This window comes from Streptomyces sp. NPDC050145, assembly GCF_044460245.1.
In the GTDB taxonomy this organism is placed as follows: Bacteria; Actinomycetota; Actinomycetes; order Streptomycetales; family Streptomycetaceae; genus Streptomyces.
Window position 1 is genome coordinate 52,163 of the sequence record NZ_JBITJS010000027.1, and the last position, 25,692, is coordinate 77,854.

At 71.7% G+C, this 25,692-nt stretch carries 26 protein-coding genes; 8 read left to right on the top strand and 18 right to left on the bottom strand.

The genetic code is table 11. The features are described 5' to 3' along the window. Positions 1-3: 3 nt before the first annotated feature. Both purE and ACIBTU_RS36650 read right to left on the bottom strand, forming a co-directional pair. On the bottom strand, positions 4-546 hold the full coding sequence (gene purE / locus ACIBTU_RS36645; protein WP_399131050.1) for a 5-(carboxyamino)imidazole ribonucleotide mutase: 543 nt from the start codon (positions 544-546) through the stop codon (positions 4-6). After that, complete coding sequence (locus ACIBTU_RS36650; protein ID WP_399131051.1) at positions 543-1,787, bottom strand: 5-(carboxyamino)imidazole ribonucleotide synthase; 1,245 nt, start codon at positions 1,785-1,787, stop codon at positions 543-545. The genes purE and ACIBTU_RS36650 overlap by 4 nt, the downstream gene beginning before the upstream one ends. Positions 1,788-1,852: 65 nt before the next feature. Between ACIBTU_RS36650 and ACIBTU_RS36655 the strand changes: the two genes are divergently transcribed. Further along, entirely contained in the window at positions 1,853-2,383 is a 531-nt protein-coding gene (locus ACIBTU_RS36655) for a GtrA family protein (protein ID WP_399131052.1), read from the top strand. A gap of 19 nt (positions 2,384-2,402) precedes the next feature. Here ACIBTU_RS36655 and ACIBTU_RS36660 read toward each other — a convergent pair whose 3' ends face one another. Both ACIBTU_RS36660 and ACIBTU_RS36665 read right to left on the bottom strand, forming a co-directional pair. After that, the gene (locus ACIBTU_RS36660) at positions 2,403-3,683 is read right to left on the bottom strand and encodes an ATP-binding protein (protein ID WP_399131053.1); all 1,281 of its coding nucleotides are present in this window, start codon (positions 3,681-3,683) and stop codon (positions 2,403-2,405) included. 238 nt (positions 3,684-3,921) lie between these two features. Beyond that, the gene (locus ACIBTU_RS36665; RefSeq protein WP_188338522.1) at positions 3,922-4,599 is read right to left on the bottom strand and encodes a response regulator transcription factor; all 678 of its coding nucleotides are present in this window, start codon (positions 4,597-4,599) and stop codon (positions 3,922-3,924) included. Between the two features lie 519 nt (positions 4,600-5,118). Between ACIBTU_RS36665 and ACIBTU_RS36670 the strand changes: the two genes are divergently transcribed. Then, a complete protein-coding gene (locus ACIBTU_RS36670; RefSeq protein WP_399131054.1) occupies positions 5,119-6,606 on the top strand; it encodes a peptide MFS transporter in 1,488 nt (495 codons plus the stop codon). Between the two features lie 90 nt (positions 6,607-6,696). Here the strand turns inward: ACIBTU_RS36670 and ACIBTU_RS36675 are convergent, their stop codons facing one another. The 7 genes from ACIBTU_RS36675 to ACIBTU_RS36705 all read right to left on the bottom strand — a co-directional run bounded on the left by ACIBTU_RS36675 (position 6,697) and on the right by ACIBTU_RS36705 (position 12,419). Further along, positions 6,697-6,930 (bottom strand): hypothetical protein, encoded by a 234-nt coding sequence (locus ACIBTU_RS36675; protein ID WP_399131055.1) that lies wholly within the window; start codon positions 6,928-6,930, stop codon positions 6,697-6,699. A 100-nt stretch (positions 6,931-7,030) separates the two neighbouring features. Then, positions 7,031-8,401: a hypothetical protein gene (locus tag ACIBTU_RS36680; protein ID WP_399131056.1), complete on the bottom strand. Its 1,371-nt coding sequence runs from the start codon at positions 8,399-8,401 to the stop codon at positions 7,031-7,033. Next, entirely contained in the window at positions 8,398-9,525 is a 1,128-nt protein-coding gene (locus tag ACIBTU_RS36685) for a hypothetical protein (RefSeq protein WP_399131057.1), read from the bottom strand. Before ACIBTU_RS36685 ends, ACIBTU_RS36680 begins: the two co-directional genes overlap by 4 nt. Further along, positions 9,522-10,424 (bottom strand): hypothetical protein, encoded by a 903-nt coding sequence (locus ACIBTU_RS36690; protein WP_399131058.1) that lies wholly within the window; start codon positions 10,422-10,424, stop codon positions 9,522-9,524. The genes ACIBTU_RS36685 and ACIBTU_RS36690 overlap by 4 nt, the downstream gene beginning before the upstream one ends. A gap of 30 nt (positions 10,425-10,454) precedes the next feature. Next, positions 10,455-11,150, bottom strand: coding sequence for an LPXTG cell wall anchor domain-containing protein (locus ACIBTU_RS36695; RefSeq protein ID WP_399131059.1), 696 nt, complete (start codon positions 11,148-11,150; stop codon positions 10,455-10,457). A 180-nt stretch (positions 11,151-11,330) separates the two neighbouring features. Next, the gene (locus tag ACIBTU_RS36700) at positions 11,331-11,810 is read right to left on the bottom strand and encodes an ATP-binding protein (RefSeq protein ID WP_399131060.1); all 480 of its coding nucleotides are present in this window, start codon (positions 11,808-11,810) and stop codon (positions 11,331-11,333) included. Positions 11,811-12,047: 237 nt separating this feature from the next. Beyond that, a complete protein-coding gene (locus tag ACIBTU_RS36705) occupies positions 12,048-12,419 on the bottom strand; it encodes an STAS domain-containing protein (protein ID WP_399131061.1) in 372 nt (123 codons plus the stop codon). A 274-nt stretch (positions 12,420-12,693) separates the two neighbouring features. Here ACIBTU_RS36705 and ACIBTU_RS36710 point away from each other — a divergent pair, with 274 nt between their 5' ends. Then, positions 12,694-13,590, top strand: coding sequence for an RNA polymerase sigma factor SigF (locus ACIBTU_RS36710; protein ID WP_399131062.1), 897 nt, complete (start codon positions 12,694-12,696; stop codon positions 13,588-13,590). A 94-nt stretch (positions 13,591-13,684) separates the two neighbouring features. Here ACIBTU_RS36710 and hutI read toward each other — a convergent pair whose 3' ends face one another. From hutI to hutU, 4 genes are all read right to left on the bottom strand, one after another. Further along, positions 13,685-14,854, bottom strand: a complete 1,170-nt coding sequence (gene hutI / locus ACIBTU_RS36715) for an imidazolonepropionase (RefSeq protein ID WP_399131063.1) — start codon at positions 14,852-14,854, stop codon at positions 13,685-13,687. Positions 14,855-15,036: 182 nt separating this feature from the next. Continuing rightward, entirely contained in the window at positions 15,037-16,368 is a 1,332-nt protein-coding gene (locus tag ACIBTU_RS36720; RefSeq protein ID WP_399131064.1) for a formimidoylglutamate deiminase, read from the bottom strand. Beyond that, positions 16,365-17,567 (bottom strand): allantoate amidohydrolase, encoded by a 1,203-nt coding sequence (locus ACIBTU_RS36725; RefSeq protein ID WP_399131090.1) that lies wholly within the window; start codon positions 17,565-17,567, stop codon positions 16,365-16,367. Before ACIBTU_RS36725 ends, ACIBTU_RS36720 begins: the two co-directional genes overlap by 4 nt. Before the next feature lie 20 nt (positions 17,568-17,587). Continuing rightward, the gene (gene hutU, locus ACIBTU_RS36730; protein ID WP_399131065.1) at positions 17,588-19,252 is read right to left on the bottom strand and encodes a urocanate hydratase; all 1,665 of its coding nucleotides are present in this window, start codon (positions 19,250-19,252) and stop codon (positions 17,588-17,590) included. Between the two features lie 123 nt (positions 19,253-19,375). On the opposite strand from hutU, the gene ACIBTU_RS36735 reads away from it, so the two are divergent. The 5 genes from ACIBTU_RS36735 (at position 19,376) to ACIBTU_RS36755 (ending at position 23,050) form a co-directional block, all read left to right on the top strand. Continuing rightward, the gene (locus ACIBTU_RS36735; RefSeq protein ID WP_399131066.1) at positions 19,376-20,749 is read left to right on the top strand and encodes a diaminopimelate decarboxylase; all 1,374 of its coding nucleotides are present in this window, start codon (positions 19,376-19,378) and stop codon (positions 20,747-20,749) included. Positions 20,750-20,933: 184 nt separating this feature from the next. Beyond that, entirely contained in the window at positions 20,934-21,338 is a 405-nt protein-coding gene (locus ACIBTU_RS36740) for a hypothetical protein (RefSeq protein ID WP_399131067.1), read from the top strand. 23 nt (positions 21,339-21,361) lie between these two features. After that, positions 21,362-22,099, top strand: a complete 738-nt coding sequence (locus tag ACIBTU_RS36745) for a DUF4388 domain-containing protein (RefSeq protein ID WP_399131091.1) — start codon at positions 21,362-21,364, stop codon at positions 22,097-22,099. A gap of 38 nt (positions 22,100-22,137) precedes the next feature. Beyond that, positions 22,138-22,623, top strand: coding sequence for a roadblock/LC7 domain-containing protein (locus tag ACIBTU_RS36750; protein ID WP_399131068.1), 486 nt, complete (start codon positions 22,138-22,140; stop codon positions 22,621-22,623). Positions 22,624-22,675: 52 nt separating this feature from the next. Then, a complete protein-coding gene (locus tag ACIBTU_RS36755; protein WP_399131069.1) occupies positions 22,676-23,050 on the top strand; it encodes a hypothetical protein in 375 nt (124 codons plus the stop codon). A gap of 87 nt (positions 23,051-23,137) precedes the next feature. Here ACIBTU_RS36755 and ACIBTU_RS36760 read toward each other — a convergent pair whose 3' ends face one another. The 3 genes from ACIBTU_RS36760 to ACIBTU_RS36770 all read right to left on the bottom strand — a co-directional run bounded on the left by ACIBTU_RS36760 (position 23,138) and on the right by ACIBTU_RS36770 (position 25,668). Then, positions 23,138-23,584 (bottom strand): hypothetical protein, encoded by a 447-nt coding sequence (locus tag ACIBTU_RS36760; RefSeq protein WP_399131070.1) that lies wholly within the window; start codon positions 23,582-23,584, stop codon positions 23,138-23,140. A gap of 85 nt (positions 23,585-23,669) precedes the next feature. Continuing rightward, complete coding sequence (locus tag ACIBTU_RS36765) at positions 23,670-25,085, bottom strand: purine-cytosine permease family protein (protein ID WP_399131072.1); 1,416 nt, start codon at positions 25,083-25,085, stop codon at positions 23,670-23,672. 85 nt (positions 25,086-25,170) lie between these two features. Beyond that, on the bottom strand, positions 25,171-25,668 hold the full coding sequence (locus ACIBTU_RS36770; RefSeq protein ID WP_399131074.1) for a hypothetical protein: 498 nt from the start codon (positions 25,666-25,668) through the stop codon (positions 25,171-25,173). Positions 25,669-25,692: the final 24 nt, after the last annotated feature.

Here is a 25,692-nt window from a genome sequence, read left to right on the forward strand (position 1 = left end):
CGCTCACTTCCCGAAGCCGAAGCCGGCGCCCGCGCCTTCGACCTTGGACCGCAGGCGCTTGCCCTTCTCGGTGGCCTGGTCGTTGAGCTCCTGCTGGAACTCGCGCATGCGGGCGAGGAGGTCCTCGTCGTGCGCGGCGAGCATCCGGGCGGCGAGCAGGCCCGCGTTGCGCGCGCCGCCGACGGAGACGGTGGCGACGGGGACGCCGGCGGGCATCTGCACGATGGAGAGCAGGGAGTCCATGCCGTCGAGGTACTTGAGCGGGACGGGGACGCCGATGACGGGCAGCGGGGTCACCGAGGCGAGCATGCCGGGCAGGTGGGCGGCGCCGCCGGCCCCGGCGATGATCGCCTTGAGGCCCCGGCCCGCGGCCTGCTCGCCGTACGCGATCATCTCGTGCGGCATGCGGTGCGCGGAGACGACGTCGACCTCGTAGGGGATCTCGAACTCGTCCAGGGCCTTGGCCGCGGCCTCCATGACGGGCCAGTCGGAGTCCGACCCCATCACGATGCCGACGACGGGGTGCGAGGGGCTCTCGGGGCTCATTCGGTGATGGTCCCTCTCAGGTATCCGGCTGCGTGACGGGCGCGCTCCAGCGCGTCGTCGAGGTCGTCGCCGTAGGTGTTGACGTGGCCCACCTTGCGTCCGGGCTTCACGTCCTTGCCGTACATGTGGATCTTGAGCTGGGGGTCGCGGGCCATGCAGTGCAGGTACGCGCTGTACATGTCCGGGTAGTCGCCGCCCAGGACGTTGGCCATGACGGTCCAGGTCGCGCGGGGGCGCGGGTCGCCGAGCGGGAGGTCGAGGACGGCCCGCACGTGGTTGGCGAACTGCGAGGTGATCGCGCCGTCCTGGGTCCAGTGGCCGGAGTTGTGGGGGCGCATCGCCAGCTCGTTGACGAGGATGCGGCCGTCGCGGGTCTCGAAGAGCTCCACGGCGAGGTGGCCGACGACGCCGAGCTCCTGGGCGACGCGGAGCGCCAGCTCCTGGGCCTCGCCCGCGAGGGTCTCGTCGAGGTCGGGGGCCGGGGCGATCACGGTGTCGCAGACGCCGTCGACCTGCTGGGACTCGACGACCGGGTAGGCGACGGCCTGGCCGTGCGGGGACCGGACGACGTTGGCCGCGAGCTCGCGGCGGAAGTCGACCTTCTCCTCGGCGAGGACCGGCACGCCGGCCTTGAAGGGTTCGGCGGCGTCCGCCTCGGAGCGCACGAACCAGACGCCCTTGCCGTCGTAGCCGCCGCGCACGGTCTTGAGGATGACGGGGTATCCGTCGCCCTCCTCGGCGAACGCGGTGACGTCGGCGGGGCCGGTCACGATGCGGTGGCGCGGACACGGCACGCCGATGGAGGTGAGCTTCTCCCGCATGACGCCCTTGTCCTGGGCGTGCACGAGCGCGTCGGGTCCGGGGCGCACGGGTATGCCGTCCGCCTCCAGGGCCTTGAGGTGCTCGGTGGGCACGTGCTCGTGATCGAAGGTGATCACGTCACAGCCGCGCGCGAACTCGCGCAGCGTGTCCAGGTCGCGATAGTCGCCGACGACGACCTCGCTGACGACCTGCGCCGCGGAATCCTGAGGAGTGTCACTGAGGAGCTTGAACTTGATGCCGAGCGGGATGCCCGCCTCGTGTGTCATACGAGCGAGCTGGCCACCGCCGACCATGCCGACTACCGGGAACGTCACACCCCCAGAGTATCGGCCAATCGGCCGGTTCCCGTACGGGCGATCTTTTGGAGGAACCTCCACACAGGGCGTCTCCCGGCGTTCACCGGGGTCGCTGGCTAGCATGGACGGGGCGGTTGTGACCGACCGCCCGACCATTTCACGGGGACGACGGGGGCTGAGGCGGCACCATGACAGCGACCACGGAGCGAACACCCCCGTCCGGGCCGGGCGGGCTGCGCGGGCGCTTCACCGCCCTGTTCCGGGAGATCGCCAAGTTCGGCGTCGTCGGCGCGCTCGGCGTCCTGGTGAACTTCGGCGTCTTCAACCTGATGCGGCACGGCACGGACCTCCAGGTCGTGCGGGCCAGCGTGATCGCGACGGTCGTCGCCATCGCCTTCAACTACGTGGGGTTCCGCTACTTCACGTACCGCGACCGCGACAAGAGCGGCCGCGCGAAGGAGCTGACGCTGTTCCTGCTGTTCAGCGTGGTGGGCCTGGTGATCGAGAACGGGGTCCTGTACGTGGCGACGTACGGGTTCGACTGGGACAGCCCGCTGCAGAGCAACATCTTCAAGTTCCTCGGCATGGGCCTGGCGACCCTGTTCCGCTTCTGGTCGTACCGGACCTGGGTGTTCCGGGCGCTGCCGGCGCGGGAGGCCGTGGCCAGTGCCGAATCGTTCCTCGAGCAGCGGGACCGGGGCGTCCACCGCGTGAAGTAGCCGGCCGGGCCTTGGTGCGCTACCGGATGGTGTGCCCGTCCTCGCCACCGTCCTGGTTCTTCCGCATCGGGGTGCGCGACAGGAACAGGCCGAAGACCGGCGGGGACGCCTGCAGCATCTCCAGGCGGCCGCCGTCGGCCTCGGCGAGGTCGCGGGCGACGGCGAGGCCGATGCCGGTCGAGTTGCGCCCCGAGATGGTCCGCTCGAAGATCCGCGAGCCCAGCTCGGAGGGGACGCCGGGGCCCTCGTCGGTGACCTCGATGACGGCCTGGTTGCCGGTGACGCGGGTGCGCAGGGCGACGGTGCCGCCGCCGTGCATCAGCGAGTTCTCGATCAGCGCGGCCAGCACCTGGGCGACGGCGCCCGGGGTGCCTACGGCCGTCAGGTGCCGCTTGCCGGACGAGACGATCGCGCGGCCCGCGCTGCGGTAGGCGGGGCGCCACTCCTCCAGCTGCTGCTTGATGACCTCGTCCAGGTCGAAGGAGACGGCCGAGCCGGTGCGCGGGTCGCGTGAGTTGGTGAGCAGCCGCTCGACGACGTCGGTGAGCCGCTCGACCTGCGCGAGCGCGATCGTCGCCTCCTCCTTCACCTCGTCCGGGTCGTCCGTCATCGTGATCTCCTCCAGGCGCATGGACAGCGCCGTGAGAGGGGTGCGCAGCTGGTGCGAGGCGTCGGCGGCCAGGCGCCGCTCGGCGGTGAGCATGCGGGCGATGCGTTCGGCGGAGCCGTCGAGGACGTCGGCGACGCGGTCCAGCTCGGGGACGCCGTAGCGCTTGTGGCGGGGGCGCGGGTCGCCGGAGCCGAGGCGCTCCGCGGTGGAGGCGAGGTCGGTGAGCGGGGAGGTCAGGCGGTTGGCCTGGCGGACGGCGAGCAGTACGGCGGCGACGACGGCGAGCAGGGCGACCCCGGCGATGATCAGCAGGGTGCGGCCGACCTCCTGGGTGACCGCCGAGCGGGGCTCCTCGACGGTGACCTTCTCGCCCTGCTCCCCCGGCGCGGTGTACGCGATGACGTCGCCCTCGGGTTTGTCGCCGAGCTCGAGGGGCGGACGGCCGGGCATCTCGATGACGGCGTACCGCTCCTCGATGGCGACCTGGTCCTTGAGGATGCCGACGGTGACCTGCTCGTCGCTGAGCAGCCGGCTGTCCACGATGGAGGCGAGCCGCACCGCCTCCGACTCCACCCGCTCGCGCGCGCTGTTGGTGATGGTCCGGGTCTCGACGATGACGAGGCTCACCCCGAACACGGCGATCACGACGAGCACGACGGCGAGCGTGGAATTGATCAGACGGCGACGCATAGCTCTCAGTGTCCCGGATCGGCTCGGTACCGCGGCTCCGCCCCGGGGGCGCGGGGCCGTATCGATCTGCGGCTCCGCCGCGGAGCGCGACCACCAAGCGCCCCTGGGGGCGCACGGAGTGTGCCCTTCAGGGGCGCGGGGAACTGCGCGAGCAACCACGACGGACGGACGGCCGCGATCAAAGGCCAGCCCTACGGCGCACCGCAGGGGCCATATTCGGCTCAAGCCCCGCAGGGCCTCAGCTCTTCTCGAAGCGGAAGCCGACGCCTCGCACCGTGGCGATGTAACGAGGGTTCGCCGCGTCGTCGCCGAGCTTCTTCCGGAGCCACGAGATGTGCATGTCCAGCGTCTTCGTCGAGGACCACCACGTCGTGTCCCAGACCTCCCGCATGAGCTGGTCCCGGGTCACGACCCGTCCCGCGTCACGCACGAGCACGCGCAGGAGATCGAACTCCTTCGCCGTGAGCTGGAGTTCCTCCTCGCCCATCCAGGCGCGGTGCGACTCGACGTCGATGCGGACGCCGTGCGTGGCCGGCGCCTCCTTCGGCTCGGCGGAGCCGCGCCGCAGCAGGGCCCGCACGCGGGCGAGGAGTTCGGCGAGGCGGAAGGGCTTGGTGACGTAGTCGTCGGCGCCCGCGTCGAGCCCCACGACCGTGTCCACCTCGTCGGCGCGGGCGGTCAGGATGAGGATCGGCACCGTGTGCCCCTCGGCACGCAGCCGTCGGGCCACTTCGAGGCCGTCCATCCCGGGGAGCCCCAGGTCGAGCACGACGAGGTCGATGCTGCCCTGGAGTCCGGCGTCGAGCGCGGTGGGCCCGTCCTCGCGGACCTCGACCTCGTATCCCTCCCTGCGCAGGGCGCGGGCCAGCGGCTCCGAGATGGACGCGTCGTCCTCGGCGAGCAGTACACGGGTCATGGGGTGATGGTAGTCCGCGCCGGTGGACGCCTGCGGGGGGAACGGCCCTAGATCACCTCCGCCTCGACAGCGCGCGGAGCCGCTCCACTCCGGTGATCAGAACGGAACCTGAGGCTCCGGGTTCGCGTCCTACGGGTCTGGGGTGCGAAGCTGAGAATTGCCTTGGAATTCGCTCAGCGGTTCCTTCCTGGCCTGTGATCCATCTCTCAAGTCCTTCCATATCCCGCCCTGGGGTGTCGTAAGGTGACTCAACGCCTGATGCACTACTGGGGGACCTTTGCAGCGCACCGCGCACTGAAGGTCCCTTTCCTGTGTGAGCTGACGAGTGTCAGCGTCGACATGGAATGACCTGTGGCCGGGCCCTGCGCGCAAGTAGCGCGCCGGGCATGGATCCCGGGCCCGCCGCACCAGATCCCCAAAGGCGTGGGGAGGGCGGCAGGACCCGGTGCCGGCCAGACCCCACAGGGGACCCGTCCCGAACCCGGCGACGTGCCCCCGAGACCCCACGAGGATCGACCCATGGCGTCCAGCCTCACGAAGGACGCGGCCAGCACTCCTGGCCCGCAGAAGACCTTCTTCGGCCACCCCCGCGGACTGGCCACTCTCTTCATGACCGAGATGTGGGAGCGTTTCTCCTACTACGGCATGCGCGCCCTTCTCCCGCTGTACCTGGTCGCCCCCGCGGGGCTCGGCCTCGACGCGGGCACGGCCATCGCCATCTACTCCGTCTACATGTCGACGGTGTACCTGCTCGCCATGCCCGGCGGCTGGTTCGGCGACCGTGTCTGGGGGCCGCGCAAGACGACGGCGATCGCCGCGTCCGTCATCATGGCGGGCCACCTGGTGCTCGCCCTGCCGATGACCGCGACCTTCTACTTCGGTCTGCTGCTCGTCGCGGTCGGTTCCGGCCTGCTGAAGTCCAACATCTCGACGATGGTGGGCCACCTGTACGACGGCCCGAACGACCCGCGTCGTGACGGCGGCTTCACGCTCTTCTACATCGGCATCAACCTCGGTGCCTTCGCCGCCCCGCTGATCATCGGCACGGTCGGCCAGAACGTGAACTGGCACTTCGGCTTCGCGCTCGCCGCGCTCGGCATGGCCCTCGGCCTGGTCCAGTTCCTGCTCGGCACCAAGCACCTGGACGCCAAGTCCCACGTGGTGCCGAAGCCGCTGAGCGCCCAGGAGCGCGCGGCCACGCTGAAGAAGGCCATGATCTGGCTGCTCGTCGCGGTCGTCTTCTACGGCATCGTCGGCGGCTCCGGCATGTGGACCCTGAAGTGGGCCACGAACCCGCTGCTGATCATCGGTCTGATCGTCCCGGTCGTCGTCCTGCTCCGCATCAAGCGCGACAAGGAGCTGACCCCGACCGAGCAGACCAAGGTCTCCGGCTACATCTGGTTCTTCGTCGCCGCGGCCGTCTTCTGGATGATCTACGACCAGGGTGGCTCGACCCTGTCGATCTTCGCCGACAGCAACGTGAACACCTCGGTCTTCGGCTGGGAGTTCCCGGTCTCCTGGTTCCAGTCGGTCAACCCGGTCCTCGTCATGGCGCTGGCCCCGGTCGCCGCCTGGCTCTGGCTCTACCTGGCCCGTTCGGGCAAGGAGCCGAGCACGATCGCCAAGTTCTCGGCTGGTCTGGCCCTGATCGGCATCTCCTTCTTCGTCTTCCTGCTGCCGCTGACGGCCTCGGGCGACGGCAAGGTCAGCCCCTGGTGGATCGTCCTGATCTACTTCTGCCAGACCGTCGGTGAGCTGTGCCTCTCCCCGGTCGGCCTGTCGGTCACCACGAAGATGGCGCCCGCCAAGTACAGCTCCCAGATGATGGGTGTCTGGTTCCTCGCGGTCACCGCGGGCGACGCCGTCACCGGTCTGCTGTCGAACAACGGCGTGAACCTGGACACGAAGCCGATGGTCGCCGTCGAGGCGCTCGCGGCGGTCCTCGCCGGCGTGGCGATCTTCATGTACCGCAAGCGCGTCAAGGAGCTCATGGGCGACGTCCGCTGACGTCCCCAGGACCCTGCTGAACGGCGAGGGCCCGCCGCACCGATCCGGTGCGGCGGGCCCTCGCCGTTTCTCCTGAACCCACGCCCCGCGTCACGCCTCCCGGGCCACGACGGGCACGTCGAGCGGCCGCTCGTGCAGCCGTACGGCGTGCCCGCACACGGCGCACGGGCGGTTGGCGAAGTCGCCGCCGCCCAGCGCCGACGCCGCGATGTTCAGCGCGGTGTCGGCGGCCGCCGCGGCCCGGACCTTCAGTCCGGACTCGGCACAGCGGCGGCAGGCGGGGTGGGCGTCGGTCTCCCGCGCGGTGGTGTCCGCTTCGGTCATGGGGCGCTCTCGTCTCGGTCGTACGGGTGATGCGTACGACCGAGACTAACGCCCGATGATCTTCATCAGGCCTGGTGAGAGCCGTGTCCCGGTGTGACGACTATCGCCTGACCCGGCGGGCCCTCGGAAGGAACGTGAAGACCGCTCCGCCCATCAGGATCACCGTGCCCGCCACCAGGCCGAGGGCACGCAGGGCGCCGTCGTTCGAGGCGCCCGTCTCGGCGAGGCCGCCGCTCGTGCCGGAGGACGAGCCGCCGGACGCGGAACCGCCCCCGGAGCCGGAGCTCGTGCCGCCGGACGCGCCGCCGGGCTGGGCCGCCGTGTCGATCTCCAGGGAGACCTCCGTCTTGGCCGGGGTGCAGGTGGTCGTCGTGCCCAGGGCCTTCACCGTGAGGACGCCCGGGGACAGCGTCGACTTGCCGTCGGCGCCCGGCTTGTAGGTGCCGGTGAGGTCCGGGATCGTCATCGGCTCGCCGGACTTGATCGGCTCCTTGTTGGTCGGGCCCTCGACGTGGACGGTGCCCTTGTCGGCGCCGCCCAGCTTCACCTCCATCGACGGCTTCACGGAGTCGGCCGGGATGTCGGCGGGGCTGTCCATGACGGCCTTCTTGAACTGGACGGTGAGCGCGTAGCTCCCTCCGTCCTTCTTCGCGTTGATCTGCACCGGGGACGTCGCGTTCTTGTCGCCGATGGGCGTCTTGCACTCGTAGGGGATCTGGACCTCCTTGCCGGTGAAGTCGGTCTTGCCCCCGTCACCGCCGCCCGAGCCGCCGGACGTGGTGCCGCCCGAGGTCGTGGCGCCGCCGCTGTCCGAGCCGCCCGAGGACGTGCCGCCCTCCGTGCCGCCACCGGACGTCGAGCCCCCCGACGCCGTGCCACCGGACGTCGTACCGCCCGAGCTCGTGCCCCCGGAGGAGGCGCCGCCGCCGTCGGTCACCTTGATGGTGATCGCCTTCGGGACCGCGCCCGTCGGCGTGCACTTGGTGTCGGTGGAGATCGGCTTGTTGACGTTGATGTTGTACGCGTCCGGGGTCAGCGTCACCTCACCGGGCTGGGTGAGCTTCAGCTTGCCCGTCATGTCGGACAGCACCATCGGGGAGCCCTTGGGGATGGGCGGGTTCTTGCGCTCGCCCTGCATCTTGAGGTCGCCGGTCTGCGCCCCGGCCACCTTGATGACGCCGCTCGGCTGGACCGTGTCGGCGCCCAGGTCGAGCACGTCCGGGTTCTTGGACGCGGCCTGCGTCGTCTTCCACACGACGTCGATCTCGTCGCCGACCTTCGCGGTGGCCGGTGCCGTGATGTCCGTCGCCGTGGTGCCCTGGATCGGGGGCAGGCCGGAGATCGCCGGCGGGATGCACTCCGTCGGATACGAGGACGCGGCCGCATGGGCCGGCGCTGCGGCCAGCCACAGCCCCGCACCGGACAGGATCAGGGCGCAGCCGGCCGCACCGGCTCTCCTTTGCCTGTTCACGTGGTTCCCTTCGTCGGACTGGTGTTGTCGGGCGGTGCGGAGAGCTGACCCGCCGCAGGCACGCCCGGACCGGTGTCCGGGGTGAACCAGGGCAGGGTGGTCGTGGAGGGGTCCGGGCCGCCGTCCGCCGGGGCGCCGGGTGCGGGCCGGTCCGCCGGCTGCGGGGTACGCAGCTTCGGCAGCTTCACGGTGAGGTCGGCGAGCCGCTGGGCGCCGCGGTGCCGTCCGGCCGCGCCGCGGTCGCGCGGGCGCAGCCGGTCCACGACGGCCATGCCGATGCGGAACACGGCGGCCGGCACGACGACGCAGAGCAGGATCCAGAAGAGGGTGACGCCCCAGGGGCGCCCGACGCCCCAGGGCTGTTCGGCCAGGACCTTGCCGCCGTACTTGAGCGACACGAGATAGCTGCCGTGCGCGCCGGCCGTGAGCTCGACGGGCAGTTCGATCCGCGCCTTGCGGCCGGCCTCGATCGTGCCGCGCCACTGCTGCTCCTCCCACTGCGGGGCGAACACGCCGTGCGAGGTGCCGACCTGGAAGACGGGGTCCTTGACCGGTGTCGAGCCCACGTTGCCCACGGTGAAGGTGAACTTCCGCGCGGGCGGGGCGCCGAACCAGGTCAGGATGCCGCTCGAACCCTCGAGCCGGGTGTCGGTGACCATGGTGAGCCGCCCGCCCGTGTCCTCCTTCGGCATCGCCTTCACGGGATGCCCGGCGACCAGGAACGCGGCGTCCGCCTGGGCCTTCTCCCCCGTCACCGTCGCGACGTGGACGACGCACGGGCACGGCACGGGCGGTTCGGCGACCGGCAGCTTCTTGCTGAAGGTGCCCTTGGAGTCGGTGGTGACGGCGAGCCCGTCCGCGTTGGCACAGGAGTTGGTGCCGCCGACGACCCCGCGCTCCGGCGTGGACCGCCCGCACACGAGCATCATCAGGAGTGCGCTCGGGCGCCAGCCCTTCCCCTTCACGGTGATCGAACCCCCGGTCCCCGCCTGGGACTTGGAGAGGGTCACGGTCGGTTTCCCGGCGGCGGCGCTCGCGGGTGCGGCGGCCGCGCCGGCGAGCAGCGCGGCCACGAGGCCGAGGACGGCGAGCAGCCGCGTGCCCGGCGCGCTGCGGCGTGTCATGACGTACTCCCTTGTGTGTCGGGGGCCGGTCGGCGGCGGCGCGCGTACCCGTACGCGGCCAGGCCGCCGCCCGCGAGTACGGCCAGGCCCCCGCCGAGCGCGCCCCAAGGGACGAACCGGGCGGTCGTCGTGGCCGAGTCACCGGCGCCGCCGCCCGCGGTGACGGTGACCTTCACGTCGACGTCGTCCAGGGCCGGGGCGTTCTTCCAGGGCTCGGTCAGGGTGACCCGGCGCCCCGGCAGCAGTTCGAGGGGCAGGGTGCGCGGGGCGCGGTCGAGCACCGCGCCGAAGAGCCCGTCGGCGCGGACGGCGAGGCGGGGGCTGAGCGTGGTGTTGCCGCGGTTCACGACGTCGTAGGTGATGGCGCCGTCGGCGGCCCGGACCCGTTCGACGGTGAGGGCCGACAGGGTCGGGCCGCTGACCCGCAGGTGGACGCTGACCCCGGCGTCGCGGCCGCCCTCGCTCGCGACGACGGCGCCCGGATGGTCACCGGGGACGGCGCCCGCGGGCACGCTCACCGTGAACGGGATCTCGGCGCGGGTGCGGGCCGGGACCCGTACGGAGGTGTCGGCGAACGTGATCCAGGCGCCGGTGTCCTTCGCGCGGGTCCGCAGGCCGAGGGTGCCGTCCTTCTTGTTGTCGGCGTCGGCGGCGCGGAGGGTGATCTTCAGGGGGCGGGTGGTCGGGTTGGTGACGGCCACCTTGTCCTCCAGGACGGTGCCGGGGGCGCCCTCCGCGTAGATGTACGGTCGGGCGGCGCCGCCCGCGGACGGGGTGATCGTCCAGCCGGGCGCCGCCGCCTGCGCCGGGGCTGCGGTGCCGCCCCAGGTCAGCAGGGCGGCGCCCAGCAGCGCCCATGCGCCGTAGGAGGTTCTGCTGCTTCGGCGGGTGACGGTCATCCGTGGTTGCTCGCGCCGGTCCCCGCGCCCCTAAAGGGGCGCTCCTGCCCGGCGCCGACGGGTCAACCACAGGCTGCCCGCGGCGCCCACCAACAGGACCGTTCCTCCCAGAGTGCCCAGGGCTATCGCCGAGTCCTCCGGGCCCGTCTGTGGGAGTTGGCTGTCGCCGCCCGAGGGAGCCGACTGGGAGCCGCCCGAGGTGCCGCCTCCGCCTCCGCCCGCGCCCTTGACGTCCAGTTCCAGGGACGGCTTGGGGCTGTTGGCCGGGGTGCAGGTCGTGGTGGTGCCGAGCGCCTTGATGGTGAGGACGCCGGCGGTGAAGGTGACCTTGCCGCTCTTCTTCGGCGTGTACGTGCCGCTCAGGTCGCTGATCTTGATGGGCGTGTTCGCGGGGATCGCCTCGGCGTTCGGCGGGCCGGTCACGGCCAGGTCGCCGGTCTCCGCGCCGCCGAGCTTGATGACGGCGCTGGGGCTCATCGCGCCCTTGCCGAGCTCGACGGGGCTGGAGGAGACGCCCTTCTGGAAGGACATCGTGATCTTGTAGCCGCTGCCGCTCTGCACGGACTTGATGTCGATCGGGGAGACGGCTCCCTTGTTCCCGATCGGGGTCTTGCACTGGTAGTTGACGTCCACGACCGTGGCCGAGGCGGTGGGGGCGGCCATCAGCACCGCCGAGCCCGCCAGAGCCGCGCTGAGCGCGAACGCGGCGGTTCGTTTCGGGTACATCCGGTACGTCACCTCGAGATCCCTTCAGACCGACGGTTACTGACGGTTCATCAGATGCGGGTGGCTCAAGGTACGCCCGGGACCTTTACGAGGGAAGACAAAGAACACGCCGGATCCAGGAGGATCCGGCGTGCTCGAAACGACGTACGGAACAGCGCCGCGAAAGGCGCCGCGGCACGGCTATGCGGGGGCGTCCAGCTCGGCCCAGACGGTCTTGCCGGTGACGCCGGGGGTGCGGAGAACTCCCCAGTCCATGCAGAGGCGTTGGACGATGAACATGCCGTGGCCGCCGGGACGGCCCGCGCGGTGCGGGGTCCGGGGGGCGGGCTGGCCCGCGCCCCGGTCGGTGACCTCCAGGCGCAACACCTTGCCGTCGAGCGAGACGGTCAGCTCGTCCGGGCCTTCGGCATGGAGGCAGGCGTTCGTGACCAGTTCGGAGACGACGAGGAGGACGTCCTCCGCCGCGGCCCGGCGGTCCGCGGAGGACGCCGGCAGCCAGCCCCAGGCGTGCAGCGCTTCACGGGTGAAGTCGCGGGCGAGGGGTACGACACCGCTCGCGTCACCGAGGCTCAGCCTGCGGACTTGGCGGCCCGTGCCGGCCGGCCGCTCGCCCGACTCGGGGCCGTGGTCGCCCGGCGAGTAAGGCCGGGTGGTGCTCATCAGCACTTCACCTCACCGATTCACCATGTGCTTCAGGATTCAGGACTTCGACAATGCGGAACTGCGAGATGCGGGATACGGGGTCGCTGGGGTCTGTCCGGTCGTGGATCTCCTGCCCGGACGAACGGCGGGAACACCCCCCGTTTCGACGCGGGCGATGTGACGCTGGTAACGCCTCGATCACGCAAGTACAACCGGAGCGTAACTTCTGCGGCCGGCGGGGACACGCCCCTCCGGTCACTCCGTGGCGAGCGCTTCGGCGAGCGTCTCGTGGACCGTGAAGACGGCCTCGGCGCCGGTGATCTCGAAGACCCGGGCGACCACCGGCTGCATCGCGGCCAGATGGACCCCGCCACCGGCGGCCTCCGCCTTGAGGCGGGCGCCCAGCAGCACGTTCAGCCCCGTCGAGTCGCAGAACTCCAGACCCGCGCAGTCGAGGACCAGCCGCGACAGTCCCTGGTCCAGGCACTCGTCGAGTGGCTCACGCAACAGATCCGCCGTGTGGTGATCGAGCTCACCCACCGGAGTCACGACGGCGCTGGAGCCCTCTCGTCGCACCCCGACCAGAAGTCGGCCCCGATGCGCGCTGCCGACTGTCCCGCGGTCCATGACGACCCTCTCCCGCTGAAAAGCTTCCGAAGCTCCCAGCTGCCTTCGACGTGCCGATTGACGCCCTCGAACCCTACGCCCTCACCACCGGTGCCGGTACCCGAACAAGGCCCAGAAATCGGACATTTCGCCATAGAACGCACTTGCGGCTCGCTGTGTAAAGCGGGTAGGCCTAGTAAGGACACCAATCACCACGGCCGGCTTCGGAGGCGCCGCACACCGCAGTGCACGTATTGGCATCGGCAGCCATATGCCGAGAACGATGGAGGACATCATGTCACCCCGGCTCGACGAAACGCGTACTGACCAGGCGTCGTCGAAACTCCCCCCGGAACCCCCTGCCCACGTCGAGTCCGACGTCCTGGAGGACCTCGGTCTTCCGGAGATCCCGCCCTTCGACGAAGTGGCACCTCTCGACGCGCGCGCCCTCTCCAAGACACTCTTCGAACGTCTGGAGTCCCTTGAAGAAGGCACGCACGAATACTCGTACGTCCGCAACACGCTGGTCGAGCTGAACCTCGCCCTGGTGAAGTTCGCGGCCTCCCGGTTCCGCTCCCGCAGCGAACCGATGGAGGACATCATCCAGGTCGGCACCATCGGCCTGATCAAGGCCATCGACCGCTTCGAGCTCAGCCGCGGCGTCGAGTTCCCCACCTTCGCGATGCCGACCATCGTCGGTGAGATAAAGCGCTTCTTCCGCGACACCTCGTGGTCCGTGCGCGTCCCGCGCAGGCTCCAGGAGCTCCGTCTCGACCTCGCCAAGGCCGGCGACGAACTCGCCCAGCAGCTCGACCGCGCCCCCACCGTGGGCGAGCTCGCCGACCGTCTCGGCATCTCCAACGACGAGGTCGTCGAGGGCATGGCGGCGTCCAACGCCTACACGGCATCCTCCCTGGACGCCCAGCCCGAGGAGGACGACTCCGAGGGCGCGCTCGCGGACCGTATCGGCTACGAGGACCACGGCCTGGAGGGCATCGAGTACGTCGAGTCCCTCAAGCCCCTCATCGCCGAACTCCCGCCGCGCGACCGCAAGATCCTGTCCCTTCGCTTCGTCGCCAACATGACCCAGTCGGAGATCGGCGAAGAGCTCGGAATCTCGCAGATGCACGTGTCGCGGCTCCTGTCGCGGACCCTCGTGCGGCTGCGCAAGGGGCTGACCGTCGAGGAGTGAGCCCGGCTCCCGGCCCCTGACATGCGAGTGGGCCCGCTTCCCAGATCCCCGGGAAGCGGGCCCTCTCGCGTACGGCTGTCCGTTACGTACGTTCTTACGCGACCTGCGCGCCGGAGCGCCACACCTCGCTGACCAGCGGGACGCCCGGGCGGTAGGCCAGGTGGACGTGGCTGGGGGCGTCCAGGAACGCCAGGTCGGCGCGGGCGCCCGGGGAGAGGCGGCCGATGTCCGTGCGGCGCAGCGCCTGCGCGCCGCCCGCCGTGGCCGCCCAGAGGGCCTCGTCCGGGGTCATGCCCATGTCCCGCACGGCCAGGGCGATGCAGAACGGCACCGAGGACGTGAAGGACGAGCCCGGGTTGCAGTCCGTGGACAGCGCCACGGTGACGCCCGCGTCCAGCAGGCGGCGGGCGTCCGGCCACTGGGCGCGGGTCGAGAACTCGGCGCCGGGCAGCAGCGTCGCCACCGTGTTCCCGCTCGCCAGCGCGTCCACGTCGGCGTCCGTCAGGTGCGTGCAGTGGTCGGCGCTGGCCGCGTCCAGCTCCACGGCCAGCTGGACGCCGGGGCCGTAGGAGAGCTGGTTGGCGTGGATGCGGGGCAGCAGGCCCTTCGCCTTGCCGGCCGTCAGGATGGCCCGCGCCTGGTCGCCGTCGAAGGCGCCCTTCTCGCAGAACACGTCGATCCAGCGGGCGTGCGGGGCGCAGGCGTCCAGCATCTCGCCGGTGACCAGGTCGACGTACGCGGCCGGGTCGTCGGCGAGGTCCGGCGACACGATGTGGGCGCCGAGGTAGGTGACCTCGTCGGTGTGCGCCTTGGCGATGCGCAGGGCGCGCTCCTCGTCCCGGACGGTCAGGCCGTAGCCGGACTTCGTCTCGAACGTGGTCGTGCCCTGGCGCAGGGCCTCGGCGAGGTGGTGCCTGAGGTTCGCCTCCAGCGCCTCGTCCGTGGCGGCGCGGGTGGCGGCGACGGTGGTCCGGATGCCGCCCGCGCTGTAACTGCGGCCGGACATGCGGGCGTTGAACTCCTCGGTGCGGTCTCCTGCGAAGACCAGGTGGGAGTGCGAGTCGACGAACCCGGGGATCACGGCTCGGCCGGCCGCGTCGTGGGCCTCGTCCGTCGCGGGTACTTCCGCGCTCGGGCCGGCCCAGACGATCTTGTCGCCCTCCACGACCAGTGCGGCGTTCTTGATCTGACCCAGAGGGCCCTCGCCCAGCTCCGGGTCGTTGGTGACGAGGTTGCCGATGTTGACGATGGCGGTGGTGGTCATGATTCCTTCCGGTTTCGTTGCCGGGTGCGGGTCCGGTGGGGGCTGGTCGCGCAGTTCCCCGCGCCCCTGAAATGCACGCCCTGCGGGCGGCATTTCCCCGATGAGATCGCGCACGAAGTGCGCATCTCAGGGGCGCGGGGAACTGCGCGACCAGCCACGACGCACCCGCACCCGACGACGGGTTACCGCAGCGCGGCAATCGCCTCGGTCAAGGCGGCACCCACGTTCCCGACACGGACGTGGACCCCGTCGCGGACGACCTCGCGGCCGGACGCGATGACGTCACGGACATCCGCGGCGCCGGCCGAGAACACGGCCGTCTCCGCACCCAGCCGCGGCGGAGCCCCGGCTGTCCGGACCGACCCGAGGTCGATCGTGACGAGGTCCGCGACGGCCCCCTGCTCGATGACACCGGCGTCGGTCCAGCCGAGCGCCGCGTGCCCGTCCGCGGCGGCGGCCCGCAGCAGGGCCCCCGCCGTCCAGTGCCCGCGCTGATGCGTGCGCAGCCGCTCGTTGAGCTCCATGCCGCGCGCCTCTTCGAACAGGTCGATGACGGCGTGGCTGTCGGAGCCCAGCGAGAGCGGCGAGCCGGCCTGCTGGAGCTGCACGGCGGGGCCGATGCCGTCGGCAAGGTCCCGCTCCGTGGTCGGGCACATGCAGGTGCCCGTGCCGGAGCCGCCGAGGAGGCTGATGTCGTGGTCGGTGAGGTGCGTGTTGTGCACGCCCGTGGTGAGCGAGCCCAGCACCCCGTGCTCCGCGAGGAGTTCGGTCGGGGTGCAGCCGTGCGCGGCCTGGCACGCCTCGTTCTCCGCGATCTGCTCGGAGAGGTGGACGTGCAGCGGGACGCGGCGGGCGCGGGCCCACTCGGCGACGGTCGACAGCTGCTCCGCGGGGACGGCCCGTACGGAGTGCACGGCGGCGCCGATCTTCGCGTGCGGGCGGTCCTTGAGGAGCGAGGCCCGCTCGGCCCACGCGTCGGCGGTGCCGTCGGAGAACCTCGCCTGGTGCGCGTCGGGCGCCTTGCCGAAGCCCGCCGACAGGTACGCGGTGTCGAGCAGCGTGATGCGGATGCCGGCCTCGTCGGCGGCGGCGATCAGCGCCTCGCCCATCGCGTTCGGGTCCGCGTACGGCGTGCCGCCGGGCGCGTGGTGCAGGTAGTGGAACTCGCCGACGGCGGTGATGCCGGCGAGCGCCATCTCCGCGTACACGGCCCGCGCGAGCGCGTGGTAGCTGTCCGGGGTGAGCCGGTCCGCGACGGAGTACATCGTCTCGCGCCAGGTCCAGAAGGTGCCCGAGCCGACCTGCACCGTGGCGCGCAGGGCGCGGTGGAAGGCGTGGCTGTGGGCGTTGGCGAGACCCGGCACGGTGAGGCCGCGCAGCACGGTCGCGCCGGGCGGCGGGGTCGCGGTGCCGCGGGTGACGGAGGTGATGCGCCCGTCGGCGATCTCCACGGTCACGCCGGACTCGACCTCGGGGTCGAGCCAGGCGTGTTCGAGCCAGTACGTCGTGCTCACGTGCAGGCCAGCCCTTCGAGTACGTCGGCCAGTGCGCGCACCCCGGCGAGGCAGTCGTCCTCGGCCGCGAACTCGGCCGGGGAGTGCGAGACGCCCGTCGGGTTGCGTACGAACAGCATGGCGGTGGGGATGGACGAGGCGAGGATTCCCGCGTCGTGTCCCGCGCCGGTGCCGAGCACGGGCACCGCGAGGTCGGTGTCGGTGCCCAGGATGCGGGTCAGCTCGTCGCGCAGCGCGTGGTCGAACTCGACGACGGGCGTGAACGACTCGCGGGTGAGCGACACGTCGATGCCGTGCTTCTCGGCGTACTCGCGGGCCGCCTTCTCGATCCCGGTGACCGTCTGGTCCAGGGCGTCCTGGTCGGCCGCGCGGGAGTCGAGCCAGCCGCGTACGAGCGACGGGATCGCGTTGACGCCGTTGGGCTCGACGGCGATCTTGCCGAAGGTGGCGACGGAGCCGGCGAGCTCGGCCTCGCGGCGGGCCGCGAGGACGGTCTCGGCGTAGGAGAGCATCGGGTCGCGGCGGTCGACCAGGCGGGTGGTGCCCGCGTGGTTGGCCTCGCCGCGGAAGTCGAAGCGCCAGCGGCCGTGCGGCCAGATGGAGCTGGCGACGCCGACCGCGTCCCCGGACAGGTCCAGGGCGCGGCCCTGCTCGACGTGGAGCTCGATGAACGCGCCGATGCGGGCGAGGCGCTCGGGGTCGGGCCCGATGGCCTCGGGGTCGTAGCCGGCCCGCTCCATGGCCTGGGGCAGGCTGACGCCGTCCCCGTCCTTGAGCGCGAAGGCCTGCTCGCGGGTGAGGTGGCCGCCGGTGAGGCGGGAGCCGACGCAGGCCAGGCCGAAGCGGGCACCCTCCTCGTCGCCGAAGTTGGTGATCGCGAGCGGCTTGGTGAACTCCACTCCCCTGCGGCGGAGTTCGTCGAGGGCGGCGAAGGAGGACACGACGCCGAGGGGGCCGTCGAAGGCGCCGCCGTCGGGCACGGAGTCCAGGTGGGAGCCGGTGACTACGGCTCCGCCGGCTTCCGGGTCACCCAGCCAGGCCCACTGATTGCCGTTGCGGTCGACCTCGAGGGTCAGGCCGCGGTTCTCCGCCTGCTCCTTGAACCAGACCTTGCAGTCGGCGTCGGCGCCGGTCCAGGCGTAGCGGCGGTAGCCGCCGGAGCCGGAGTCGCGCCCGATGGGGCGCAACTCCTCCCACATGGTGACGAAGTCGGGGGTGGTCACTTGGTGTCGCCCTCGGTCATGGGGACGCGGACACCGCGCTCCTTGGCGACGTCGGCGGCGTGCTCGTAGCCGGCGTCGACGTGGCGGATGACGCCCATGGCGGGGTCGTTGGTGAGGACGCGCTCGATCTTGCGCGCGGCGAGCTCGGTGCCGTCGGCGACACAGACCTGGCCGGCGTGGATGGAGCGGCCCATGCCGACGCCGCCGCCGTGGTGGATGGAGACCCAGGAGGCGCCGGAGGCGGTGTTGACCAGGGCGTTCAGGAGCGGCCAGTCGGCGATCGCGTCCGAGCCGTCCTTCATGGCCTCGGTCTCGCGGTACGGGGAGGCGACGGAGCCCGAGTCGAGGTGGTCGCGGCCGATGGCGACCGGGGCGGAGAGCTCGCCGGAGGCGACCATCTCGTTGAACTTGAGGCCGGCCAGGTGGCGCTCGCCGTAGCCGAGCCAGCAGATGCGGGCCGGGAGGCCCTCGAAGGCGATGCGCTCGCCGGCCATGTCGATCCAGCGGTGCAGGTGCTTGTTCTCGGGGAACAGCTCCTTGATCGCCTTGTCGGTGGCCGCGATGTCCTTGGGGTCGCCGGACAGGGCGGCCCAGCGGAACGGGCCGAGGCCCTCCTCGAAGAGCGGGCGGATGTGGGCCGGGACGAAGCCGGGGAAGTCGAAGGCGCGCTCGTAGCCGGCCTTGCGGGCCTCGTCGCGGATCGAGTTGCCGTAGTCGAAGACCTCCTTGCCCTTGTCCAGGAAGCCGACCATGGCCTCGACGTGCAGGGCCATCGACTTGCGGGCCTTCTCGGTGAAGCCCACCGGGTCCGCCTCGCGCTCCTTGTCCCAGTCCTCGACCGAGATGCCGACCGGCAGGTAGGCCAGCGGGTCGTGGGCGGAGGTCTGGTCGGTGACGATGTCGATCGGGGCGTCGCGGCGCAGGAGCTCCGGGAAGATCTCGGCGGCGTTGCCGACGACACCGATGGACAGGCCGCGACGCTCGTCGCGGGCCTTCACGGCCAGCTCGAGGGCGTGGTCCAGGTTGTCGGCCTTGACGTCGAGGTAGCGGGTGCCGATGCGGCGGTCGATGCGCGTCTCGTCGACGTCGACACAGATCGCGACGCCCTCGTTCATGGTGACGGCCAGCGGCTGGGCGCCGCCCATGCCGCCCATGCCGGCGGTGAGGGTGATGGTGCCGGCCAGGGTGCCGTCGAACTTCTTGCGGGCGACGGCGCCGAAGGTCTCGTAGGTGCCCTGGACGATGCCCTGGGAGCCGATGTAGATCCACGAGCCGGCGGTCATCTGGCCGTACATGGTGAGGCCCTCGGCCTCGAGCTTGCGGAACTCCTCCCAGTTGGCCCAGTCGCCCACCAGGTTGGAGTTGGCGAGGAGCACGCGCGGCGCCCACTCGTTGGTGCGCATGACACCGACGGGCTTGCCGGACTGGACGAGGAGGGTCTCGTCGTCCTTCAGCGTCTCGAGGGTGCGGACGATCGCGTCGTACGCCTCCCAGGAGCGGGCCGCCTTGCCGGTGCCCCCGTAGACGACGAGCTTGTCGGGGTGCTCGGCGACCTCGGCGTCGAGGTTGTTCATGAGCATGCGCAGGGCACCCTCCTGCTGCCACCCCAGGGTGTTCAGCTCGGTACCGCGCGGGGCTCGTACGGGGCGGGGTCCGGACATCGGGGTGCCTCCTGGAGGGTGAGGGTGTTGGCTTAGATATTCACATCCTGACGTTCTGAATAGAACTAGTCAACACGTCCCACCGGAACCACACGGACGGTCACGGATGGTTGTGTGGACCGTATGGGTCACGACACCGATCAGACGCAGCCCCTGCCCCGCCGGTCCCCCGACGCCGCCACCCGCCGCGACCAGGCCGTACGCGCCGCCGTCGAGCAGGGCCTGGTCGGCCCCGCGACGCCCGTCGCCGGCCTCCTCGACGTCACCGGCATCCGCGCCTCCGCCGCCGCCCTGCACGCCGCCTTCGACGCCGTCACCGCCCCCGGCACCCCCGTCCTGCACGCCTTCGCCGTGAAGGCCACCCCGCTCGTGCCCGTCCTGCGCCTGCTGCGCGAGGCCGGGATCGGCGCCGAGGTCGCGAGCCCCGGCGAGCTGGCCCTCGCCCGCGCCGCCGGGATGCCGCCCGCCCGCACCGTCCTCGACTCCCCCGCCAAGACCCCGGCCGAACTGCGCGAGGCCCTCGCCCTCGGCATCGCCGTCAACGCCGACAACCCCGAGGAGCTCGCCCGCCTCGACGCCCTCGTCGCCTCCGCCCCCACCCGCTCCCCGCTCGGCGTCCGCGTGAACCCGCAGACCGGCGCGGGCTCCATCGGCGCCCTGTCCACCGCGACCGCCACCTCCAAGTTCGGCGTCGCCCTGCGCGACGAGGGCGCCCGTGCCTGGCTGGTCGAGGCGTACCTGGACCGGCCGTGGCTGACCCGGCTGCACACCCACTCCGGCTCCCAGGGCGTCCCCCTGGAGCGGATGGCCGAGGGCGTCCGGGCCGTCCACGAGCTCGCCGAGGAGATCAACGCGGCCGCCGGACGCCGCCAGGTCGACACCCTCGACATCGGCGGCGGCCTGCCCGTGAACTTCGGCTCCGACGAGGAGACCCCCACCTACGCGGCGTACGCGCGACTGCTCGCCGCCACCGTGCCGGGGCTCTTCGGCGGGAGCTACGGGCTCGTCACCGAGTTCGGCCGCTCCCTGACCGCCAAGCACGGCACCACGCTCGCCCTCGTCGAGTACGCCAAGGAGGCCGGCGGCCGCCCCATCGCCGTCACGCACGCGGGCGTCCAGGTCGCCACCCGCACCGTGTACGCGCCCGCGTCATGGCCGCTGCGGATCGCCGCGTACGACGCGAAGGGGCTGCCCAAGAACGGACCGCTCGTGGCGCAGGACGTGGCGGGCCCGGCCTGCTTCGCCGGCGACCTGCTCGCCGAGAACCAGGAACTGCCGCTGCTCGCGGCCGGCGACCACGCGGCCGCCCTGGACACCGGCGCCTACTACTTCGCCCAGCACTACTCGTACAACTCCCTGGCCAGGCCCGGGATCTACGGCCATGTCACCGAACCGGACGGCACCGTGCGCTTTGCGACCGTGCGCGCACCGCAGCCCGTCGAGGAGATCGTGGCCGAGGCGGGCGGCGCCCTGCGGGACGGCCTCACCGAGCTCTGAACCTCCGCCGCGCACGCCTCCAACTCCCTTGCGGGACAGGCAGGTCGGCGGATTCTAGTACCCGGCCGCATGTTCCATTGGAAAATGCCAGAACGCTCACCAGGCCTCCGTACGGTGCGTAGCGTCAGCGTCACACCGACACCAGTGGTGCACCGAAGTGACGGACGGGTGGGGGGATCCAGGCGTGCCCGGAATCGACGAGTGTCTGCTCGAGGCCATGCGGCTGCCGGGGGCCCGCGGCGCCTCGGTCGTCGACTGGACCAGCGGACTCGCCCTGGGCACCATCGGTGAGTCGCCCAACGGCGACCACGAGGCCACCGCCGCCGAGGCCGCCGAGGTGGCCCGGCTCACCGCCGAGCACCGCGCCTTCGCCCCGGCGGGCGGCGGCGACTGGTCGCGGAACGGGGCGGAGCCGCCCGTCGAGGACGTCATCGTCACCAGCCGCGACGGCTACCACCTGCTGCGTTTCGTCCGCACCAGCTTCGACAGCAGCGTCTTCCTCCATCTGTGGCTCGACCGGGCGGACGGCAATCTGGCCCTCGCCCGGATCCGCCTCGCCGACCTCGCCGAGCGGCTGGTCCTCGGGTGAGCGACCGCGGCGGGGTCTCCCCCATGCTCAGCCGGCTCGCCTCCGAGCGGGCCACCGGCGCCCTCATCCGCGAGCACGGCACCCTGTACCTCCAGGACGGGCGGATCGTGCACGCCGAGTCGCCCGCGACGCCCGGCATGGACGTGCTGCTCACCGCGACCGGCGTGATCGACGCCGACGGCTGGTGGGAGGCCGTCGACCGGGCGGGCGCCGGGCGCCGCGTCGGCCGCTACCTCGTCGAGCACGGCGGACTGACCGACGGCGCGCTCGAACTGTGCCATCTGGGCGCCCTGTTCGACGCCGCCTACTTCACGCTCGCGCCGACCAGCGGACCGACCCGCTTCCGGTACGGGGTCGCGCACTGGTTCGGGGCGGTGCGGCCGGTGCCGGTCGCCGCCGTGGAGCGCGAGACGCTGCGCCGCCGCGACCTGCTCCAGCGGATCTGGCCCGAGCCGGACACCGACACCGCCGCGCTCAGCCGCACCGCCCTGCATCCGCTGCGGGTGCCGCCGCGCCGGCGCCGGGTCCTCGAACTCGTCGACGGGGCGCGCACCGCCTCGCAGATCGCCCTCACGCTCGGCCGCCCCGCCTTCCACACCCTCGTCGACCTGCGCCGCCTCGCCTCCCGCGGCCTCGTCACCACCGCGCCCGAGACTCCGGCCGCCGAGGCCGTACCGGAGTGGATCGCGCGGACGGCCGCCGTCGAGGACCCCGACGTGGCCCTGCTGCGCCGGCTGCGCGCCGCCCTGGAGGCCCTGTGAGACGCCGCCGGCACCCCGCCCCCGAAAGGAGCACCCCGATGGTCGACGAGGCCGAACTCCTCGCCGAGATACACCGGTTGAGAGTCCATGTGCCGCAGGTGACCGGGGCGCTCGCGGCGAGCGTCGACGGCCTCGTCCTCGCCCACGACACCCCGGGCGTCGAGGCCGAGGGCGTCGCCGCGCTCACCGCGGCCGCGCTCGGCGTCGCCCTGCGTCTGACCGACGCGACCGGGCAGGGCGGGTTCCGCGAGCTCCTCGTCCGCGGCGAGAGCGGCTACGTCGCGACGTACGCGGCCGGGGACTCGGCCGTGCTGACGCTGCTCGCCGGGGACCGGGTGAACGTGGGCCGGCTGCATCTGGAGGGCCGCCGGGCGGGCGCCCGCATCGGCGAGCTGGTCGTGGCGGCCTCCCCGGCCGCCGCGCCCCCGAAGGAGCCCGCCCGCGCCCGCAGCCGGGCCCGCACCCGCACCGCCGGCTCCGGCCTGCCCCTGCGCGCGCCGCACACCCCCACCGACACCGCCTGACCACGACCGCACGCACCGAACACCACACCACCACTACGAGAGGACCCGCACCATGGCCAACACCGAGACCGCTCTCAAGGACGCCCTCACGGGCATCGAGGGTGCGACGGCCGCCGCGCTCGTCGACTACACGAGCGGCATGGCCCTCGGCACCGCCGGCGGCTCCAAGGACTTCGACCTGGAGGTCGCCGCCGCGGGCAACACCGACGTGGTCCGCGCCAAGCTGCGCACCATGGAGCACCTCGGCCTCCAGGACGAGATCGAGGACATCCTGATCACGCTCGGCACCCAGTACCACCTGATCCGCCTGCTCAAGGGCCGCGGCGGCAACGGGCTGTTCCTCTACCTGGTGCTCGACTCCTCGCGCGCCAACCTGGCGATGGCCCGCCACCAGCTGAAGAGGATCGAGGCCGAACTGGAGGTCTGAACCGGCCGGTTCAGGGGCGCCGGGACCCGGCAGGCCTGAGCCCTGCCGGGGGCGCCTCCCTCAGCCCCCTCAGCCCCCTCAGTCCCCTCAGTCCTCCCAGTCGGAGTCCTGGCGGGCGCCGGCGTCGCGGCGGCGCGGCCACACATGGCCCGCGTGCACCGCGTTGACGCCGACGATGCCGCCCCAGGCGACGAGCAGCCCCGGCAGTCCGGCGTTGACGACGGCGATCGCGGACAGCGGGATCGCGAGGACGAGGGTCACGATGACGAAGCCGAACCGCTCGGCCCAGTTCTCCGTACCGGTGCGCTCGTGGCCGCCGCGGGCCGCGGTCATCTGCTGCTCGGCCATGGTGCGGCGCACCCTCCGGTCGACGACGGAGTCGAGCCGCTGCTCGACCTTGCCGATGAAGGAGTCCACCAGCGCGGACTCGTACTCCTCACCGAGTTCCCTGCGCGCGTGCAGGGTGGCGTCGAGCTCCTTCTTCAGCTCGGCGTCCCGGGTGCGCTCCTGGGCGCGGGCATCCATTCCGCTCATACCGCACCACGCTACGGACCGGTCGCCCCCGGGACAGTGGGGCTAGCCCCCCTCTTGTCCCCTAGGGGGTCGACCAGGGGCTCGCCTACGGGGTGACCGCGGTGTCCGGGGCGGTCTCGGTGCGGGGCTCGGGGAAATCGGGGATGTGGGAGGTGTCGCGGCGGGCGAGCAGCCAGTACAGGGCGGCCGGGACGACGAGGCCCACGATCCAGGAGATGTCGGCGCCGCCGAGCGGCTCGACGAGCGGGCCGGTGTAGAAGTGCGTCGCCAGGAACGGGAGCTGGGCGACGAGGCCGACCCCGTAGACGACGAGGGCGTCCCAGCGCCAGGCGCCGTAGCGTCCGTTCGCGTCGAAGAGCGCGGGGATGTCGTAGCGCTCCTTGGAGATCAGGTAGTAGTCGACGAGGTTGATGGCCGACCAGGGCGTGAAGAAGGTCAGCAGGAACAGCAGGAAGTCCTTGAAGGAGGACAGGAAGCTGTCCTTGCCGGCCAGTGCCACGGCGGTGCCCGCGACCATGATGACCGCGATGTAGAGCGCCCGGCCGCGCTGCGACAGGACGCGCTGACCCCGGAAGCCGCTGATGCCGGTCACCATCGACATGAAGCCGCCGTAGGTGTTGAGGACGTTCACGGTGAGCTTGCCGAGCGCGATGACGAAGTAGAAGAACGAGGCGACGAGCCCGGCGCCGCCGAGCGAGACCACGTAGCCGACCTGGTCGTCGAGGAACGCGCCGCCCGAGCTCGCGGCGACGAACACGCCGAAGGTCATCGACCACTGGGAGCCGAGCGCCGAGCCGGACAGGGTCCACCAGAAGGTGGCCTTGGCGCTCGTGGAGCGCGGCAGGTAGCGCGAGTAGTCGGCGACGTACGGGCCGAAGGCGAGCTGCCAGGACGCCGACAGGGAGACGGCGAGCAGGAACATCGGCATCGAGAAGTGGGCGTTGCCGAGCAGCTCGCCGAGGTCGGTGCGCTCCAGGAGGCGCGCGCCGAGGAAGAGGAAGGCGAGGGCGCAGACCACGCTGGCCACCCGGCCGAGGGCGTGGATGACGCGGTAGCCGACGGTGGCCATGACGCCCGTGACCAGGGCGAAGATGATGATGCCCGTGGTGTCGCCGGTGTGCGTGAGGCGGGCGGTGGCCTGTCCGGCGAGGACGCTGCCGCTGGCGAAGAAGCCGACGTACATGAGGATGACGAGCAGCAGCGGGACGACGGCGCCCTTGACGCCGAACTGGGCCCGCGACTGGATCATCTGGGGCAGCCCCAGCTTGGGGCCCTGCGCGGAGTGCAGGGCCATGACGGCGCCGCCGAGCAGGTTGCCGAGCACGAGCCCGATCAGTGACCAGACCACGTCACCGCCGAACACGACGGCGAGGGCGCCGGTGACGACGGCCGTGATCTGGAGATTGGCCCCGAGCCAGAGCGTGAACTGGCTGAACGCGCGTCCGTGCCGCGCACTGTCGGGGACGACGTCGATGGAGTGCTTCTCCACTACGGCTGCCATGGCTGCCACCTCCTGCATATGTTCATGCAGGGTCGGCCCATATGAATATTTCTGTCAATACCCTGGCGCCCGGAGGTTTCGCTGGTCAGAGCTTGCCGGTGACCACTCCGCGCCACGTCCAGCCCGACTTCAGGACGGCGTCCTGAAGAGGATTCTTCAGATCGTCACTGTCGAAGCTGAAGGTCTCCTCCGCTCCGCCGCCGCCCAGGGTGCGCTGCTTGGAGATGGTCCGCACCTGGCCGCGCTGCGCCTCGGCCGAGACGCTCAGCCGGGGGACGTCGCCGGCCCACTGGACCTCGAACTGCTTGTCCAGCGTGCGGACCTCGTTCTTCTCCGGGACCAGCCGCATGTGCACCTTGTAGACCCGGCTCACCTGGGTGCGCGCGAAGAACGTCCGCCACGCCGGCTCCAGCACCCGCCACTCGGCCACGAGGTCGGCACCCTCGGCCCGGCCGTCGCGCACGACGTACGGGACGTCGTCCCCGTTCAGACCGAGCAGCGCGGCCCGCACCTGGTCGGCGGGGCGCGGGGCGACCCCGTCCTCGGGCCGCTTGGTTCCGGTCAGCTTGTCGAAGAGTCCCATGGCGCCAACCTACGAGAGGCCGCT

Excerpts from the sequence above, each read along its gene's own strand:
- purE (WP_399131050.1), bottom strand. The coding sequence starts at position 546 with ATGAGCCCCGAGAGCCCCTCGCACCCCGTCGTCGGCATCGTGATGGGG.
- ACIBTU_RS36650 (WP_399131051.1), bottom strand. The coding sequence starts at position 1,787 with ATGCTAGCCAGCGACCCCGGTGAACGCCGGGAGACGCCCTGTGTGGAG.
- ACIBTU_RS36655 (WP_399131052.1), top strand. The coding sequence starts at position 1,853 with ATGACAGCGACCACGGAGCGAACACCCCCGTCCGGGCCGGGCGGGCTG.
- ACIBTU_RS36660 (WP_399131053.1), bottom strand. The coding sequence starts at position 3,683 with ATGCGTCGCCGTCTGATCAATTCCACGCTCGCCGTCGTGCTCGTCGTG.
- ACIBTU_RS36665 (WP_188338522.1), bottom strand. The coding sequence starts at position 4,599 with ATGACCCGTGTACTGCTCGCCGAGGACGACGCGTCCATCTCGGAGCCG.
- ACIBTU_RS36670 (WP_399131054.1), top strand. The coding sequence starts at position 5,119 with ATGGCGTCCAGCCTCACGAAGGACGCGGCCAGCACTCCTGGCCCGCAG.
- ACIBTU_RS36675 (WP_399131055.1), bottom strand. The coding sequence starts at position 6,930 with ATGACCGAAGCGGACACCACCGCGCGGGAGACCGACGCCCACCCCGCC.
- ACIBTU_RS36685 (WP_399131057.1), bottom strand. The coding sequence starts at position 9,525 with ATGACACGCCGCAGCGCGCCGGGCACGCGGCTGCTCGCCGTCCTCGGC.
- ACIBTU_RS36690 (WP_399131058.1), bottom strand. The coding sequence starts at position 10,424 with ATGACCGTCACCCGCCGAAGCAGCAGAACCTCCTACGGCGCATGGGCG.
- ACIBTU_RS36695 (WP_399131059.1), bottom strand. The coding sequence starts at position 11,150 with ATGTACCCGAAACGAACCGCCGCGTTCGCGCTCAGCGCGGCTCTGGCG.
- ACIBTU_RS36700 (WP_399131060.1), bottom strand. The coding sequence starts at position 11,810 with ATGAGCACCACCCGGCCTTACTCGCCGGGCGACCACGGCCCCGAGTCG.
- ACIBTU_RS36705 (WP_399131061.1), bottom strand. The coding sequence starts at position 12,419 with ATGGACCGCGGGACAGTCGGCAGCGCGCATCGGGGCCGACTTCTGGTC.
- ACIBTU_RS36710 (WP_399131062.1), top strand. The coding sequence starts at position 12,694 with ATGTCACCCCGGCTCGACGAAACGCGTACTGACCAGGCGTCGTCGAAA.
- hutI (WP_399131063.1), bottom strand. The coding sequence starts at position 14,854 with ATGACCACCACCGCCATCGTCAACATCGGCAACCTCGTCACCAACGAC.
- ACIBTU_RS36725 (WP_399131090.1), bottom strand. The coding sequence starts at position 17,567 with ATGTGGGAGGAGTTGCGCCCCATCGGGCGCGACTCCGGCTCCGGCGGC.
- hutU (WP_399131065.1), bottom strand. The coding sequence starts at position 19,252 with ATGTCCGGACCCCGCCCCGTACGAGCCCCGCGCGGTACCGAGCTGAAC.
- ACIBTU_RS36735 (WP_399131066.1), top strand. The coding sequence starts at position 19,376 with ATGGGTCACGACACCGATCAGACGCAGCCCCTGCCCCGCCGGTCCCCC.
- ACIBTU_RS36745 (WP_399131091.1), top strand. The coding sequence starts at position 21,362 with ATGCTCAGCCGGCTCGCCTCCGAGCGGGCCACCGGCGCCCTCATCCGC.
- ACIBTU_RS36750 (WP_399131068.1), top strand. The coding sequence starts at position 22,138 with ATGGTCGACGAGGCCGAACTCCTCGCCGAGATACACCGGTTGAGAGTC.
- ACIBTU_RS36755 (WP_399131069.1), top strand. The coding sequence starts at position 22,676 with ATGGCCAACACCGAGACCGCTCTCAAGGACGCCCTCACGGGCATCGAG.
- ACIBTU_RS36760 (WP_399131070.1), bottom strand. The coding sequence starts at position 23,584 with ATGAGCGGAATGGATGCCCGCGCCCAGGAGCGCACCCGGGACGCCGAG.
- ACIBTU_RS36765 (WP_399131072.1), bottom strand. The coding sequence starts at position 25,085 with ATGGCAGCCGTAGTGGAGAAGCACTCCATCGACGTCGTCCCCGACAGT.
- ACIBTU_RS36770 (WP_399131074.1), bottom strand. The coding sequence starts at position 25,668 with ATGGGACTCTTCGACAAGCTGACCGGAACCAAGCGGCCCGAGGACGGG.